This is a genomic window from Streptomyces sp. NPDC038280, assembly GCF_055600045.1.
This window is the reverse complement of record NZ_JBVJYZ010000001.1, coordinates 840,377-856,208: the sequence shown is the minus strand read 5'-3', so window position 1 is coordinate 856,208 and position 15,832 is coordinate 840,377. Positions and strand designations below refer to the sequence as shown.

The following is a 15,832-nucleotide window of genomic DNA, read 5'->3' as shown; positions in this document are numbered from 1 at the left end:
CCGCGAGCGACCGGGTCAGTGTCCGGGCCGCGCCCCTCGCCGGCCGTCGATCGCCGCCCGCAACCGCGGATCGTCCAGGGCCTGCACGCCGCCCATGGCGACGGCCGTGAGCGGGTCGTCGGGGGAGAGCGTGGAGAGCAGCGCCTGCCCGGTCGGGGAGGCCCAGCGGGTGTAGGGGTACACCTCCATCCGCGCTATCAGCAGACAGCCGGAGGTCAGCACCAGCGGCAGGGTGAACCAGGAGAGTTCGGTCACGGTGACCGTGCCGGGCAGCGCGGGCACCACCCCGACCGCGAAGGCCAGGGTCAGCACCAGCGCTCCCCGCACCGCCCGCACACAGCCGGCGACACTGCGGCGGCCGCCTTCCGGCACGGCCAGACCCGTGCTGACGAGCCGGTCGGCGAGGGCGCCCACGGCGTCGGCGGCGGCCACCACGGGCCGTATCGCGGCCGTCCGGTTCTGACCCTCGGGGCCGATCGCCCCGATCACCGAACGCTCCAGGGCGTCCCTGCCCCGGGGGTCGACGACCGTGGCCCAGCCGGTGTGCGCGAGCAGGAGCCGGCGGTGGCGGTGCATCGACACCAGGGTCAGATCGGTGACTCGCAGAGGCCCCCCGGAGAGGTAGGCCGCCTCGGCCAGGGTCAGCTCATGGGCGTCTCCCTGATCGGGCGGTCCGGGGGTCGCGGCTTCGAGGGCGGCCAGACAGAGCCGTGCACAACTGAGACCGGCCGCGACGCACGCCACCAGCAGAAAGGGGACCCAGAGCATGGCGGAGTTCTACGGGAAGGGGCGGCGACGCGCCACGGGTTTCTCAGTATGCGGACGGGTGGTGACGCCGCGTCACCGCGCGGCGGGCCGTCAGCCGGAACTGCTGGAACCCCCGCAACTGGACCCTCCGCCACTCGAACTCCCGCAGCTCGATCCCCCGCCGCTGGAACTCCCGCAGCTGGACCCGCCGCCGCTGGAACTCCCGCAGCTGGACCCTCCGCCGCTGGAACTCCCGCAGCTGGACCCTCCGCCGCTGGAGCTCCCGCAGCTGGACCCTCCTGCCCCGCCGCAGGACGGTCCACCACCCCCAGCGGAGCAGGAGCCGCCTCCTCCCGGCCCGCCGGCCGCGCCGCAGCTCGCCCCGCCGCCGCCGCTCGACGCGCACCACACCGCGACCGGGAAGACGTCCCCGGCCGACGAGGAGCTCGAGGAAGCCGGCGACGGCCGGCCGGAGCCACCGCCACGACGCTGCCCGGACAGCGCCGCGGCGGTCATCAACTGCGCCCGCAGCGCGGGGTCGGGCACGGCCCGCAGGCCGCGCAGCGCCACCATGTGGCCGGCGTCGGGGTGGTAGACGTGGTCCCGGTGGTACTCGGCGGCGGCGCGCCGGCCGGCCGCAGTGATCCGCCCGGCGGCGTAACCACCGCAGAACAGCGCGAAGAGCGCCCCCGCGACCAGGGCGGGCAGCACCTTGATGACGAAGAAGACATCGCCGCCGCGCTCGGCGTCGGTCATCCACCAGAAGCTGATCACCAGCGAAACGGGGAACATCGCGACGCAGAGGAGGCCCTGGACGGTGGCCCACCGGACCCCGGTCCGCCGGGCCGCCGGCGCGACCATGAGCCCCCGCGCGGCCAGCCCGTCGCCGATCTCCTGGACCGCGGGGTTGCGCATCACGGCCTGACGCAGGCTGTGCAGGGCGCCGTTGGGGGCGGCGGCGAGCTCGTGGAGCACCGCGCGCTCGACATGGTCGCGGGCGACCGGGCGGACCACGGCGACGATGCCGGGGCCGCCCACCTGGATCCGGCCGTCCTCCCGCATCATCGCGAGAGCGGTGTCGACGACGCGCGCCGGTCCACCGTTGAGGAAGGCGACCTCCGACAGGTCGTGGACGGAACCGCCGGGCCCGCGCCGGAGCGAGCGCGCGTGGACCAGCAGGAGGAGGGAGCTCGCGACGACGGCGACCCAGATCAGTACGGCGAGGGTGTTCATGCCGTTCACCCCCCGACCAGGGCGGCGCGGGCGGCACGGACGAGACGGGTGGCCCTGCCGGGCGGTCGTGAACCGGCGCGGTCCTGCCACCAGTGCGTCAGCCGGCGCCGGGCGGCTCCGTCCGCGGGCAGGTCCGTCAGAAGGAGGTGCTCGGCGAAGTCCAGCGCGTCACGGCGGTAACCGCCGTGCATCGGGCGGGTCCTGGCGTACGTGAGGAAGGCCGGCCGATAGCCGGCTCCGAGGATCTCCGGGAGTTCGGGCGCGACCTTGGCGACCACGTCGGCCCGCTTGGCGGCCAGCGCGCGGCTCTGCACCCGCAGCCGCCGCGAGTCGAACCCCTCGGGTGCGGGAGTTCCGGCGACGAGCGCGGACAGGAGAGCGGCCTGCGCGAGCCCCACGCGCTCCCGCGCCGCGTCGTTCTTCCGCTCCGGCGAGGCCGGCGCCGGGGCAGGCGCGGTACGAGCGGCTGTGCCCGGCCCGGGCGACGAGGCGAACGCCGCCCCGCCATCCACGAGGGCGGGCTGGACGGCCTCGCCCGCGGCACCGGCTCGCGCGGCGGTGGCCGCACCGGAGCCGGCGCCTGCCCCCGTGGAGGCAGAAGCCCCGCCCGTGCCGGCGGCAGTACGCGTGCCCGCGCCCGCCGCCGCGTTCACCTCGTCCGTGCCCGCGGCACCGGCTCGCGCGGCGGCGCCCGCCCCCGTGGAGGCAGAAGCCCCGCCCGCACCGGCAGCCGTGCGCGACCCCGCCCGCGCATCCGCGCCGACAGCCGCACTCCTACCCCCGCCCACCGCGCCCGCGACCCCCGCCGCACGCAGCGTCGCGCCGATGGCCGTCAGTTCGGACGCCAGCTCCTCCGCCGGAGGGAAGTCGTCGTCCCGCTCCAGCAGGACGCCCGGCGGGGTCACGCGTGTGGCCAGGTCGTGGAGGATGTCCAGGACCGGGCGGGGGACCGGGTGGGCGTGGGTGTCGTGCCAGACGCCGTCGCGTTCGACGCCGCCGGCGACATGGACGTACGCGATCGCCTCGACTGGCAGCTCGGACAGCGCCTTCGCCGGGTCCTCGCCCCGGTTGACGTGGTTCGTGTGGAGATTCGCCACGTCGATCAGGAGCCGTACACCGGTCCGCTCGACCAGCTCCGCCAGGAACTGCCCCTCGGTCAGCTCCTCGCCCGGCCAGGCGATCAGGGCCGCGATGTTCTCCAGCGCCAGGGGCACGGGCAGGGAGTCCTGGGCGATGCGGACGTTCTCGCAGAGGACGTCCAGCGCGTCCCAGGTGCGGGGGACCGGCAGCAGATGGCCGGCCTCCAGGGGCGCGGTGGCGGTGAGCTGCCCCCCGGCCCGTACGAACGCGATGTGTTCGGTGACCAGCGGCGCGCCCAGCGCCGTGACCTTGGCCGCCAGCTCCGCGAGCCGCCCGGCGTCCGGGCGGTCCGCGCCGCCGAGGCCCAGCGAGACGCCGTGCGGGACGACCTTGGTGCCGCGGGCGAGCAGACGGGTCAGTGAATCGGGGAGGTGCCCGGCGCAGATGTTCTCCGCGACGACCTCCACCCAGTCGATACCGGGCAGCTCCTCCACCGCGTCCGCGATCTCCGGACGCCACCCGATACCGATACCGAGTTCACCTGCGAGCTTCGTCATGTCCCCTCCTCTGCGCCCCGTTGTGCGGCGGTGCAGGGGTAATGGCCCCGCCGGACGGCGGTGAACCCGAAGGAGGGGACGTTCAGAGCTTCATTTGAGGTTCCACCGGGAGAAGCCCCGGACCGGGAGCCTCAGGGACGGTCGGTGTTGATCGCCGTGGGCGGTCCCGGCTGGGTGGAGGGGCGTGAGGTGAAGGACTGGTCCGTGCCCGTCGGTGCGGCCGGGGACGGGACGGGCGGCAGATTGCCGTTCGGGGCGGGCGGCCCGGTCGGGCTCGCGGTCGCCCCGGCCGCCGCCTCGTTGGCGAGCGCGTCGAAGTCGACCAGTCCGGTCGCCTCCAGCATGGTGATGTGGTCCAGCACCGTCTGGTTGGCGTCGCTGGCCAACTGCCGTATCAGGGTGTTGCGGGTGGTGTGCCGGACCTGGGCGATGAGGGCGAAGACCTTCCCGTGCGCGTTGCGCAGCAGGTTGGCGAACTTGCGCTCGTACTCCTGGCCGCGCGCCGCCGACAGCTCCCGCAGCCAGCCCTGTTGCTGCTCGGTGGGCTGGTTGGGCAGTTCGACGCCGAGCTTCGCGGCCACGTCGCGCGAGCGCCGGTCGAGGTCGGTGTGGCCGACGATCAGATGGTCGCCGGCGTCCTTGATCGCCTGGGTGGGGGCGCGCTCGATGGCCTGCTGGCCGGCCGGCAGCTCCCACAGGCCCGCCAGCCGGACCTTGACCAGGAAGTCGCGGTCCGTGGCCGAGAGCGGGCCCCATTGGGTGGCGACGCTCGAGGCGTTGAGGTTGGCCTGACCGGTACCGGAGCGGTCGGCGTACGACCAGACGGGGAAGGCGAGCGCGCCGACTGTGGCGACGAGTGCCGCGATGATGAGTGCCGTCCCGTTGATGCGTCGCAACAATGTGCCTCCCGAGCCGAAGTGTGACACCGCAGAATGAACAGCCAACCGTGCGGGCGTTCAACCTACTTGGCAGTATTGGGAGGTACGGATTCCAGTACGGTCCCGTTCAGAGGTTCAGTCGACGTTCGCCGTACGCTCCGTGACGGCATCCGTCGTACGGTCATGGACGACGTCCGGTACGACCGGAAAGTCCGAGACCACCGTGCACGAACCCGGGGCGATCTCCGTGAATCCCGCGTCCCGGACGACCGGCAGCCCGCTCGTCGTGAGCTCCGCCCACCGGTCCGCGTGCGCCGTACGCACCGCCAGCGGGAAGCCCGCCGCCCGCCATGCCGTGCGGTCCGCGTCGCCCATCTCCCACCACAGCAGCTGGGCGCCGTGCCCCGCCTGGGCCATCGCCTTGCCGGCCGACATGTCGAGAGCGGGGTTGAGCCAGAGCAGCGCGGCCCCGGGGGCGGGCGCGCCCGGCCCGGCCGGGTCGTCCAGTTCGGTGCCGGAGACCTGCAGCTTGGCGAGCTCCTTGGGCCAGCCGTCGAGCGGGACCGGCGGGAAGACCCGTACCTCCGCGGTGTCACCGGTGACGGTGATGCCGGGCAGCGCCGAGGCCCGCCGCCACTCCGCGCCGCGCGCCCGCCGGACCACCTTGCGGATCCGGGCGTCCTGCCAGTCGCGCATGACCCGCGCCCACTCTCCCTCCCCGGCCGACCGCTCGTCGGCGAGGATCTCCAGCACCGCGCGGGCGGCGGTCTCCAGCGCGTCGGTGCGGGCCGGGGGCGCGTCCTTCTCAATCCGTACCACCAGCGGAAGGACGAACTGGGGGGCCTCGTCACGCGAGATGTTCACGGGTTCCTGGGCGTCATGGCTGCTCACCCGGCCAGTCTGCCATCGCCGTCGAAGACCGTTCCTGGCGGAAAGAGGACCGTTCTTGGCGGAATGGGGAGTTCCGGGACACCATGCCCGCATGAAGAGCGATCTTTTCTCCTCCGAGAACATGGCACAGCAGGCGACCGTCCCCGGAATGACCCTGCAGAACGCCAAGTCCGTCAAGTACGCCGTCAACGGCGAGATGCACGCACGGCAGGGGGCGATGATCGCTTTCCGCGGCAATCTCCAGTTCGAGCGCAAGAGCCAGGGCATCGGCGGCATGCTCAAGCGCGCCGTCACCGGCGAGGGCCTGCCGCTCATGGCCGTCCGCGGCCAGGGCGAGGCCTGGTTCGCGCACGAGGCGCAGAACTGCTTCATCGTCGACGTCGACCAGGGCGACGCCCTGACCATCAACGGCCGCAACGTGCTGTGTTTCGACGCCACCCTCTCCTACGAGATAAAGACGGTGAAGGGCGCCGGGATGACCGGCGGCGGCCTCTTCAACAGCGTCTTCACCGGCTACGGCAAGCTCGCCGTCGTCTGTGAGGGCAACCCGATCGTCATACCCGTCTCGCCGCAGGCACCGGTCTTTGTCGACACCGACGCCGTGGTCGGCTGGAGCGCGCAGCTGCATACCTCGCTGCACCGCTCGCAGTCCATCGGCTCGATGATCCGCGGTGGTTCGGGCGAGGCCATCCAGCTGAAGCTGGAAGGCGACGGCTTCGTGATCGTCCGGCCCAGCGAGCTCACGCCCCAGAAGGCATCGGCCAGCTGAACGTCTCGCTGACCCTCTGCTCGTCGCGGCCGTGTCGACGGCGGTCGTCACCGCCGTCGGCGCGGCGACGTCGGCGGACCCGCAGCACCTGGTGCCGAGGCTCCCCGCCGGCCTCGCCGGCCTCACCGGCCTCGTCACGGCGGCCGTCTGCGTGTTGATCGGCGTGGCCCTGGGCGCCCTGGGCTCCCGGCCCCTCGTCCGCGGCCGGGGCTGGTCGACGGCGGTGATCGCCGTCGGCGCGCTGCTCACGCTGGTGACGCCGGGATCCCCGGCGCGGTACGCCCGTGACGGGGCTGGTCACCGGCTCGCACACCGGCACCGTCGAGGTTCCCTGGCTCGCGCTCGCCGGCGCCGCCGCCGTGGCCGTCGCCGCGGTCTGTCGGCTCACCGCGTGGCGGGACTGAGTACGCTCGAAGGTATGGACGAGAAGCAGAGGACGACGGACACGGCACCCGCGGGCGCGTACTGCGGTCCCGAGCCGGCCGCCGCCGAGCCGAAGCCCGCCGGCGGCCCGCCCTGGGCCGAGTGCGTCCTGTGCCGCGAGCCCACCGAGTACCCCGAGTCGACCAAGGGCATCACGCTCTGCCCGGTCTGCGAGTGGCGGGAGGCGGAGCGCACGGCCTGCTCCGGCTGATCAGCGCCCGGCCATCAGCTCGGAGACCTTGACGAAGCGGTAGCCCCGCTGCCGCAGCTCCGGCACGATCCGGTTGACGGCCTGTTCGGTGACCGGCGCGGCGCTGCGCGTGCAGTGCATCACGACCAGGGACCCCGGCTTCACGCCCGCGAGGACCTGGTCGGCCACCGCGTCCGCGTCCTTGGCGAAGGCGTCGCCGCTGACCACGTCCCACTGCACCGCCGTCACCTTCGCCGGGGCGAGGGACTTCAGCACCGCGTCGTCGTAGCAGCCGCCGGGGAACCGGAAGTACGGCACCACATTGCGCGCGCCAGCCTTCCGGATCGCCCCGAAGGCCCGCTGGACGTCCGCGGCCATCTCCTGTTCCTCCAGCACCGGAAGCCCGTAGCAGGGTGCCTTGAAGGAGTAGTGGCTGTAGGAGTGGTTGGCGATCTCGAAGTTCGGGTCGTTGCCGATCGCCTTCGCCTGATCCGGGTACTCCTCCGCCCAGCGCCCGGTCATGAAGACGGTCGAGGGGACCTTCAGCCGGCGCAGCGTCGCGATCAGCGCCGGGTTGTCGAACCGCTCGCCGCTCGCCGCGCGGGGCCCCTGGTCCGCGGTCATGTCGGCGTCGAAGGTGAGCGCGACGATCTTGTCGGCCGCGCCCTTGGTTCCCCGCTCGAACACCGGGGTGAGGCCGGTGGGCCCCGGTGCCATGGTGGGCGGCGCCTTGACGGGCGGCGCCTTTTGGGTGGCCTTCGACGGCCCTCCGGAGGGCGTACCGAGTGCCGTGGACGGCGAGGCTCCGCTGCCCGCCTCCACGCGCGCGCTGTCGGAGCCGCCCCCGCAGCCCACAAGAACGGCGCCCAGCAGAGCCAGCGCCGACATTTTTCGTACAGGAATGGTCACATACGGAAAAGTATCTGATCTATTTATCGGTTTGTATGACCGGCAGTACCGCCAACCGTGCGATCAGCCGCTCCCGTCCCCGACCAGCCGTCTGCGGCACTCCTGCACATCGAAGTCGCCCGGTGGGTACGTCGGGTCGAGCTCCCGCAGATGCTCCAGAAGCAGCGTGCTGATGGCCCAGTTCCGGTACCACTTGCGGTCGGACGGTACGAGGAACCAGGGAGCCGCCTCCGTCGAGCAGCGCTCCAGGGCGATTTCGTAGGCCTCCTGGTAGGCGGGCCACAGGGCCCGGTCGTCGAGGTCGCCCGGGCTGAACTTCCAGTGCTTCTCGGGGTTGTCGAGCCGTGCCAGGAGCCGTCGCCGCTGTTCCTCGTACGAGAGGTGCAGAAAGACCTTGACGATGGTCACGCCGTCGTCGGCGACGTACTTCTCGAACTGGTTGATCTGGCCGTAGCGGCGCTCGAGCAGGGAGCGGGGGACCAGCTGTCGGACCCGGGGAACCAGTACGTCCTCGTAGTGCGAGCGGTCGAAGATGCCGATCGTGCCCGGCTCCGGCAGCTCCCGCATGACGCGCCAGAGGAAGGGGTGCCGGCGCTCCTCGGGCGTCGGGGCCTTGAAGGCTTTGACGCGGCAGCCGGACGGATTGAACAGGCCGATCACATGCTTGACCGTGCCGCCCTTGCCGCTGGTGTCCATGCCTTGCAGGATCAGCAGCAGGCGCCTGCGGTCACCGGCGGTGCTCGCCGCGTACAGCCGCTCCTGGAGCGTGGCGAGCGGCTCGCCCATCCGGGCGGTGGCGGCCAGTCCGACGAGCTTGTCCGCGGGGCCCGCCGGGACGGCGTCGGCCGCGTAGGAGGAGAGGTCCGGGCGCTCGCCCTCGGTGACGCGCAGGACGTCACGGAGGGCCGGGGGCCGCTTCGGCTTCGCTCTCTTCCCCGTCCCTTCCTCGCTCTTCTCCTTCTTTTTCTCCTTCTCCTTCTTCGCCACTGGCGCCCCTTCCGGTCCGTTCCCTCGCGCGTCCTTTCGATCGTGCGACGGAACGGGGGGTGCCGCGAGCGCGGCACCCCCGGGGCCGCCTAGCCGCCGGTCGTGCCGTCGAGGATCTCGCGCAGGATGTCCAGGTGGCCGTTGTGGCGGGCCGTCTCCTCGGTGAGGTGGAGGAGGATCCAGCGTAGGTCGACGTGCAGGCCGTTGCGGACGGCTCGTTGGGCCTGCTTGTCCAGGTCGTTCCCGGCGACCAGTTCGCGGTAGTGGGTGCTCTGTTCGGCGTATTCGTCGAGCAACTGCGTGAGCGGGAAGTCGACGGCGATGCGCATCTCGCGGTCGGGGTCTTCCTCGGTCCAGGGGCCCTGGTCTTCCTCGCCGAGGAAGACCACTTGGAACCAGTAGTACTCGACCCAGCGGAGGTGGTTGATCACTCCGCTCATGGTCATCAGCGGTGAGCCCGGCAGGAGCGCCTTGCGTGCGTTCTCCGCGGAGACGCCCTCGCACTTGGCGCGGGCGGTGTCACGTGCGTAGTCGAGAAACGTGGTGAGCTGGGTGCGCTCGTCCCACGCGGGCGGCGTGTCGTCGATTCTGGTCATCGCGCGAAGCGTCCCCGATCACAGCGACCGATGTCGAGGTATTTATCGACGGACCCAACCTGCTCCACCCAGCTCCCTTTCTGGCGGGTCGCTCCAGCGATTCGGCGCCGGTGGGCCGCCCGGCATGATCCGCCGGACAGGCCCTCGGTCAGCGCCACGGCCCGGTCACCGCGAAGGTGGTGCCGGGCGTATAGCAGTTGACGTACATGGTGTTCCCGTCGGGCGAGAACGTGACGCCCGCGAACTCGCCCCACTCGGGCGCGTCCGCGCCGGCTGGTGTGAGCGCCTGTGCGTTGCGCGCCATCGCGTACACCTCGCCCCGCTTCGTCAGCCCGAACACGTGCTGCGCGCCGTCGCCGTCCTCACACACCATCAGACCCCCGCTGGGCGCCAGGCAGATGTTGTCGGGGGACTCGCCCGGCAGCTGGACGTCCGTGCTCGGCCCGAACACGACGACCAGCGTGAGGCGCCGCCGGTCCGGTTCGTACCGCCACACCTGGCCGAAGTGGTCAGCTCCCGAACCGTCCTTGGAGCGGGCGAAGCTGGAGACGAAGTACACGCAGCCGCCGCGCCAGTAGCAGCCCTCCAGCTTCTGGGCGTGGGTGATGCCCTTCGGCCCGAAGTCCTGGAGGCGGACGGGGGTCCGCACGGCCAGCGGGTCCGGGACGGGGACCCACTCGACGCCGTCGAAGCTCGCGCCGGTCTCCTGGACGACGGAGAGGTCGGCCACGCCGGGCACTCGCATCGCCTCCAGGGCGCCGCCCGCGCGCAGCGAACCGGTGCCGCCGAGCGGACGCTCGGGAAGGAAGCGGTAGAAGAGCCCGAAGGGCTTCTCGAAGGCGTCCTCGGTCTCGTACACGATTCCGCTGTGCGGGTCGACGGCGATCGCCTCGTGCTGGAAGCGCCCCATCGCGGTGAGCGGCACGGCCCCGGTGCGGTGCGGGTCGACCGGGTCGACCTCGAAGATGAAGCCGTGGTCCTTGGTGTAGCCGTTGGTGCCGGCCCGGTCCTCGGTCTCCTCGCAGGTGAGCCAGGTGCCCCACGGGGTGGGCCCGCCCGCGCAGTTGACCGCGGTGCCCGCGATGGCCACACGTTCCCGCAGGACGTTGTTCCGGCCGTCCAGCTCGAGCGCCGTGCAGCCGCCCTTGCCCATCGGGTCGTAGGTGAGCCCCTCGACGGTGGGCACGCCGATCTTCCCGGTGACCCGGTTCTCGTGGTTGCGGACCAGGTGGACGCGTCCGCGGCGGCCCGCGAAGGCCCCCATGCCGTCGTGGTTGCTCGGGACCCTGCCCTCGCCCGACCGCAGCGGATCGCCCTCCCTGGAGAGGACCTTGTAGTGGAAGCCGCGGGGGAGATCGAGCAGTCCGGCCGGGTCGGGGACGAGGGGGCCGTATCCGGCGTGGCCCCGGGCGGCGGCCGTTCCGGCGAAGAGCTCGGAGAAGGCCCCGGCGAATGCGACACCGGCGACGGACGCGCCGGTGCGGGCCAGGATCTGACGTCGTGTTGCGGGCATGTGGCAACTCCCTCTGGGGGCACCCCCATGACGAAGGCCATGGGGGAGGACAGGAGAATGACGTGTGCCCGCATGTGTGTATCACGCAAGGTGCTGACGCGTGAACCATGCGGGCCACGTTGCCTCATGTGGTGCGAGGGTCAGACGAGCTTGGCGGTCAGCGTGATCTTCGTGCCGGCGAGGGCCTGGCTGACGGGGCAGTTCTTCTTGGCCTCCTCGGCCGCCGCCTGGAACGCCTCCTCGTCGAGGCCCGGAACCTCTCCCTCGACCGTGAGGTGGCTGCCGGTGATCCCGGTGCCGGGCTGGAAGGTGACCTCGGCCTTGGTGGTCAGCCGGGTCGGCGGGGTGCCGGCCTTGGCGAGGGCGCCCGAGAAGGCCATGTTGAAGCAGCTGGAGTGGGCGCCCGCGATCAGCTCTTCGGGACTGGTCTTGCCATTGGCCTGCTCGGCCCGGGCGGGCCAGGAGACCGGGTAATCACCGATGCCGGAGGAGTCGAAGGTGACGACGCCCTTGCCCTGGAGGAGGTCGCCCTCCCAGACGGTGTGCGCCTGACGCGTGGTGGCCATGATGGTTCCCCTTCACAGATGGATTGGTCCCAACCGGCCCCAACCTACTGGCCCACCAGGCCCTTCGCGTCCCGCGCCAGCGCGGTGAGCCGGGAGATCGCCCGGAAGTACTTCTTGCGGTACCCGCCCTTCAGCATCTCTTCACTGAAGAGCCGGTCGAAGGGCTGACCCGAGGCGAGCACGGGCACCTCGCGGTCGTACAGACGGTCGGCGAGGACGACCAGCCGCAGCGCGGTGGACTGGTCGGGTATGGGCTGGACGTCGGTGAGGCAGACCGCGGTGACGCCGTCGGTCAGCGCGCCGTACCGGCTGGGGTGGACCCGGGCGAGGTGCTCGAGGAGGTGCGGGAAGTCGTCGAGGCTGGCGCCGGGCGTGGCGTACGCGGCCTTCGCCACCTGCTCGTCGCTGTACGGCGCGGGGGCCTCGGGCAGCCCCCGGTGGCGGTAGTCCTCGCCGTCGATCCGGAGCGGCCGGAAGTGCGCCGAGAGGCCCTGGATCTCCCGCAGGAAGTCCGCGGCGGCGAACCGGCCCTCGCCGAGCTTGCCGGGGAGCGTGTTGGAGGTGGCCGCCAGCGCGACGCCCGCCTCGACGAGCTTGCCGAGCAGCGTGGAGACGAGGACGGTGTCGCCCGGGTCGTCCAGCTCGAACTCGTCGATGCACAGCAGCCGGTGCCCGCTGAGCGTCCTGACCGTCTGCTGGAAGCCGAGGGCGCCGACAAGATTGGTCAGCTCAACGAAGGTGCCGAAGGCCTTCAGCGCCGGCTCGGCGGGGGTCGCGTGCCAGAGGGAGGCCAGCAGATGGGTCTTGCCGACGCCGTAGCCGCCGTCCAGATAGACGCCGCGCGGGCCGGTGGGTTCCGCCGGCTTCCTGGCGAACCAGCGGCGCTTGCCGGAGCCGCTGGCGTGGGCGCCGCCGAGTCCGCCCGCGAAGGAGGCCAGCACCTTCACGGCCTCGGTCTGGCTCGGCTGGTTCGGGTCCGGGAGGTACGTGTCGAAGCGCACCGAGTCGAAGCGCGGTGGCGGCACCATCTCCGCGACCAGACGGTCTGCGGGGACGTGCGGCTCACGGGCGCACAGGGACAGGGGAGCCGCTTGGGTCATGGCACGGGTCGACACAGTTCCCCACTGTAAGCGCCGTGTCAGACTGCACGGATGCGACGCCTGTTCCCTGTGACCGACCTGACAGCGACCGGCCCGGCGGTGGCCGGCACCGATTCCGGGGACCGGGAGTGGTCCCTGGACGAGCTGGCCGACGCCTACGCGTATCCGGAGGGCCCCTGGCTGCGGGCGAACATGGTCTCCACGCTGGACGGAGCCGCCCAGCACGACGGCCGCTCGCAGCCGATCTCATCCGAGACGGACATGCGGATCTTCGGCACCCTGCGGGCGCTGGCCGACGTGGTGATGGTCGGCGCCGAAACGGTCCGGCTGGAGGGCTACCGCCCGGCCCGCGCGCGCGAGGCCTTCGCGGCCCGCCGGGAGGCCGCCGGACAGGGGCCGGCGCCCGCGATCGCCGTGGTCAGCGCCTCGCTCCGGCTGGACTTCTCGCTGCCGCTGTTCACCGAGCCGCTGGTGCCGACGCTGGTACTGACCGGGGCCGCGGCGCCCCAGGACCGGATCAGGGCCGCCGAGAGGGCGGGCGCGGAGGTGGTGATCGCCGGGGACGGGCCCGGAGTGGACGTGGCCCGTGCGGTACGGGAGCTGGCCGCGCGCGGGCTGCGCCGCCAGCTCACCGAGGGCGGGCCGCGGCTGCTCGGCCAGCTGGTGGCGGCCCAGGCGCTGGACGAGCTGTGTCTGACGGTCGCGCCGATGCTCACGGCCGGGGACGCGCAGCGGATCGCCGGAGGGCCGTCGGTGGCGGTTCCGGCGCGGTTCGCGCTGGGGTCCGTACTGGAGGAGGCCGGGTTCCTTTTCACCCGCTACCGTCGGATCTGACAAGCGGCGGAATTTGTCGTTCCGCTTAGCTTCCGCTGGGCACACTTACCCTGCAGACCCCGTGCGGGCACGGGGAAGGATGGTTTCCGCAGAAGGGCTCCCGCAGTGTTCACTAGCGTTTTGATGATCGAGAAGCCCCTGTCGTCCGTCGACGTGGAGTTCGTCACCACCCTGCACGGCGACGAGAGGGTCTCCTTCATCGTGCTGATGCAGCCCCGCGGCGACCAGGCGGACGTCCTCCTGCGCGCCATCGACGACGTCGCCCTGGGCGAGCTGAAGGAGGCCGCCAGGGAAGGCGAGGAGCCGGAGGGCAAGGAAGCCCGGGTCCCGGCGGAGGCCGCCCTGGAACGTTCCCTCCAGGCCCTGCGGGACGCGGGCTGCGAGGCCGTGGGGCAGGTCGTCGAGGACCACCCGCTGAGCAGACTCAAGGCCGTGGTCGAGGAGTCCGACGCCGACGAGGTGATCGTCCTGACGGCCCCGCACTACGTGGAGGAGTTCTTCCACCGCGACTGGGCCTCCCGCGCCCGTCACAAGGTCGGCGTACCGGTCCTGAAGCTCTTCGCCCACGCGGAGCAGCTCGCCGAGTAGCCCCCCGGGCCGGCCCCGCCGGAACGGCTCCCGCGGCCCGTCGGCCCCACGAGCCCCGGGGGCCGGGCTCCGGCCCCGGTGGTGCGTCCCGGCGTCCCGGCCCCGAGGAATTAGGCTGGGACTCTCATGTACGTCGCACCCCGGGGAGACACACGCATGGCACCCGCCATCCCTGCCGCCATGGAACGGCCGCACTTCATCGGCATCGGCGGTGCCGGAATGTCGGGCATCGCGAAGATCCTCGCCCAGCGCGGCGCGAAGGTCGCCGGCAGCGACGCCAGGGAGTCCGCGACCGCCGACGCGCTGCGGGCCCTCGGGGTCACCGTCCACATCGGCCACGCGGCCGCCCACCTCGCCGACGACGCCACCTCGGTCGTCGTCTCCAGCGCCATCCGCGCCGACAACCCGGAGCTCGCCCGCGCCGCCCAGCTCGGCATCCCGGTCGTGCACCGGTCCGACGCGCTCGCCTCGCTCATGACCGGCCTGCGCTCCATCGCCGTGGCCGGCACCCACGGCAAGACCACCACCACCTCCATGCTCGCCGTCGCCCTCGGCCGGCTGGACCTGAGCCCCTCGTACGCCATCGGCGGCGACCTCGCGGGCCCGGGCACCAACGCCCTCCACGGCGACGGCGAGATCTTCGTCGCCGAGGCGGACGAGAGCGACCGCAGCTTCCAGAAGTACGACCCCGAGGTCGCCATCGTCCTCAACGTCGAGCTGGACCACCACGCCAACTACGCCTCGATGGACGAGATCTACGAATCCTTCGAAGCGTTCGTGGCGAAGGTCCGCCCCGGCGGCACCCTCGTCGTCGGCGAGCACGCGGGCGCCCGCGAACTGGCCGCCCGGGCCTCCGCCCGCGAGGGACTGAACATCGTCACCGTCGGCGAGTCCGAGGGCTCCGACGTGTGGATCCGCCGGATCACCCCGAAGGGCATGACCAGCGAGGTCTCCGTCGTCATGGACGGCGTCGAGCACACCTTCACCGTCTCCGTCCCCGGCCGCCACTACGCCCACAACGCCGCGGCCGCGCTCGCCGCCGGCTCACGCGTCGGCATCGACACCGCGGAGCTGGCCCAGGCCCTCACCGCGTACACCGGCGTCGGCCGCCGTCTCCAGCTCAAGGGCGAGGCGGCGGGCGTCCAGGTCATCGACTCGTACGCGCACCACCCCACCGAGATGACCGCCGACCTGGAGGCCATGCGCGGCGCCGCCGGGGCCGCCCGGTTGCTCGTCGTGTTCCAGCCCCACCTCTTCTCCCGCACCCAGGAGCTCGGCAAGGAGATGGGCCAGGCCCTCGCCCTCGCCGACGCCTCCGTGGTCCTGGACATCTACCCCGCACGCGAGGACCCGGTCCCCGGTGTCACCAGCGCGCTGATCATCGACGCGGCCCGCGCGGCCGGCGCCGACGTCACCGCCGTCCACGACAAGGACACGGTCCCGGACGCGATCGCGGGAATGGCCAAGCCCGGAGACCTGGTTCTCACCATGGGCGCGGGCGATGTCACGGACCTCGGTCCCACGATCCTCGCCCGCCTGTCGAGCTGAGGAGCATGTGATGGCGTACGACATCGAGAAGCCGGACGAGCAGTGGCGGGCCGAGCTGACACCGGAGGAGTACCACGTCCTCCGCGAGGCCGGCACCGAGCGGGCCTTCGTCGGTGAGTACACGGACACCAGGACCAAGGGGGTGTACTCCTGCCGGGCGTGCGGTGCGGAGCTCTTCACCTCCACGACGAAGTTCGAGTCCCACTGCGGCTGGCCGTCCTTCTACGACCCGAAGGACTCCGACGCGGTCGAGTTGATCGAGGACCGCTCGCACGGCATGAACCGCACCGAGGTGCGGTGCGCGCGGTGCGGGTCCCACCTCGGCCATGTCTTCGAGGGCGAGGGCTACGGCACCCCGACGGACCAGCGGTACTGCATCAACTCGATCTCGCTGCGGCTCACCGCCGACGAGGTCTGAGCCCC

The 15,832-nt window shown here is 72.1% G+C and carries 17 protein-coding genes; 6 read left to right on the top strand and 11 right to left on the bottom strand.

The features are described 5' to 3' along the window. Positions 1–15 precede the first annotated feature (15 nt). The 5 genes from ACZ7J0_RS03920 to ACZ7J0_RS03900 all read right to left on the bottom strand — a co-directional run bounded on the left by ACZ7J0_RS03920 (position 16) and on the right by ACZ7J0_RS03900 (position 5,386). The gene (locus ACZ7J0_RS03920) at positions 16–768 is read right to left on the bottom strand and encodes a TIGR04222 domain-containing membrane protein (RefSeq protein ID WP_470883685.1); all 753 of its coding nucleotides are present in this window, start codon (positions 766–768) and stop codon (positions 16–18) included. A gap of 90 nt (positions 769–858) precedes the next feature. Continuing rightward, a complete protein-coding gene (locus tag ACZ7J0_RS03915; RefSeq protein WP_470883683.1) occupies positions 859–1,980 on the bottom strand; it encodes a TIGR04222 domain-containing membrane protein in 1,122 nt (373 codons plus the stop codon). 5 nt (positions 1,981–1,985) lie between these two features. Beyond that, positions 1,986–3,617: an MbnB/TglH/ChrH family RiPP precursor modification enzyme gene (locus tag ACZ7J0_RS03910; protein ID WP_470883681.1), complete on the bottom strand. Its 1,632-nt coding sequence runs from the start codon at positions 3,615–3,617 to the stop codon at positions 1,986–1,988. Positions 3,618–3,748: 131 nt separating this feature from the next. Further along, positions 3,749–4,513, bottom strand: a complete 765-nt coding sequence (locus ACZ7J0_RS03905) for a DUF4142 domain-containing protein (RefSeq protein WP_470883679.1) — start codon at positions 4,511–4,513, stop codon at positions 3,749–3,751. Between the two features lie 117 nt (positions 4,514–4,630). Next, positions 4,631–5,386 carry a peptidyl-tRNA hydrolase gene (locus ACZ7J0_RS03900; RefSeq protein WP_470883677.1) on the bottom strand — a complete coding sequence of 252 codons (756 nt, stop codon included), beginning with the start codon at positions 5,384–5,386 and terminating at the stop codon, positions 4,631–4,633. A 91-nt stretch (positions 5,387–5,477) separates the two neighbouring features. Between ACZ7J0_RS03900 and ACZ7J0_RS03895 the strand changes: the two genes are divergently transcribed. Next, positions 5,478–6,155 carry an AIM24 family protein gene (locus ACZ7J0_RS03895; RefSeq protein ID WP_470883675.1) on the top strand — a complete coding sequence of 226 codons (678 nt, stop codon included), beginning with the start codon at positions 5,478–5,480 and terminating at the stop codon, positions 6,153–6,155. A 418-nt stretch (positions 6,156–6,573) separates the two neighbouring features. After that, complete coding sequence (locus tag ACZ7J0_RS03890; RefSeq protein ID WP_468704259.1) at positions 6,574–6,789, top strand: hypothetical protein; 216 nt, start codon at positions 6,574–6,576, stop codon at positions 6,787–6,789. Here ACZ7J0_RS03890 and ACZ7J0_RS03885 read toward each other — a convergent pair whose 3' ends face one another. From ACZ7J0_RS03885 to zapE, 6 genes are all read right to left on the bottom strand, one after another. Beyond that, positions 6,790–7,677, bottom strand: a complete 888-nt coding sequence (locus ACZ7J0_RS03885; protein ID WP_470883673.1) for a polysaccharide deacetylase family protein — start codon at positions 7,675–7,677, stop codon at positions 6,790–6,792. Between the two features lie 63 nt (positions 7,678–7,740). Next, positions 7,741–8,568 (bottom strand): PPK2 family polyphosphate kinase, encoded by an 828-nt coding sequence (locus tag ACZ7J0_RS03880; protein WP_470884118.1) that lies wholly within the window; start codon positions 8,566–8,568, stop codon positions 7,741–7,743. A 185-nt stretch (positions 8,569–8,753) separates the two neighbouring features. Continuing rightward, positions 8,754–9,260, bottom strand: a complete 507-nt coding sequence (locus ACZ7J0_RS03875) for a DinB family protein (protein ID WP_470883672.1) — start codon at positions 9,258–9,260, stop codon at positions 8,754–8,756. Between the two features lie 148 nt (positions 9,261–9,408). Further along, positions 9,409–10,773, bottom strand: a complete 1,365-nt coding sequence (locus ACZ7J0_RS03870) for an alkaline phosphatase PhoX (protein ID WP_470883671.1) — start codon at positions 10,771–10,773, stop codon at positions 9,409–9,411. A 140-nt stretch (positions 10,774–10,913) separates the two neighbouring features. Then, positions 10,914–11,339 carry an OsmC family peroxiredoxin gene (locus ACZ7J0_RS03865; RefSeq protein WP_470883670.1) on the bottom strand — a complete coding sequence of 142 codons (426 nt, stop codon included), beginning with the start codon at positions 11,337–11,339 and terminating at the stop codon, positions 10,914–10,916. Positions 11,340–11,383: 44 nt separating this feature from the next. Beyond that, positions 11,384–12,439, bottom strand: a complete 1,056-nt coding sequence (gene zapE / locus ACZ7J0_RS03860; RefSeq protein ID WP_470884116.1) for a cell division protein ZapE — start codon at positions 12,437–12,439, stop codon at positions 11,384–11,386. A gap of 51 nt (positions 12,440–12,490) precedes the next feature. Between zapE and ACZ7J0_RS03855 the strand changes: the two genes are divergently transcribed. From ACZ7J0_RS03855 to msrB, 4 genes are all read left to right on the top strand, one after another. Then, entirely contained in the window at positions 12,491–13,273 is a 783-nt protein-coding gene (locus ACZ7J0_RS03855; protein WP_470883669.1) for a pyrimidine reductase family protein, read from the top strand. Between the two features lie 105 nt (positions 13,274–13,378). After that, complete coding sequence (locus ACZ7J0_RS03850; protein WP_470883668.1) at positions 13,379–13,861, top strand: indole-3-glycerol phosphate synthase; 483 nt, start codon at positions 13,379–13,381, stop codon at positions 13,859–13,861. A 156-nt stretch (positions 13,862–14,017) separates the two neighbouring features. Next, entirely contained in the window at positions 14,018–15,409 is a 1,392-nt protein-coding gene (gene murC, locus ACZ7J0_RS03845) for a UDP-N-acetylmuramate--L-alanine ligase (RefSeq protein ID WP_470883667.1), read from the top strand. Between the two features lie 10 nt (positions 15,410–15,419). Then, the gene (msrB, locus tag ACZ7J0_RS03840; protein WP_470883666.1) at positions 15,420–15,827 is read left to right on the top strand and encodes a peptide-methionine (R)-S-oxide reductase MsrB; all 408 of its coding nucleotides are present in this window, start codon (positions 15,420–15,422) and stop codon (positions 15,825–15,827) included. Positions 15,828–15,832: the final 5 nt, after the last annotated feature.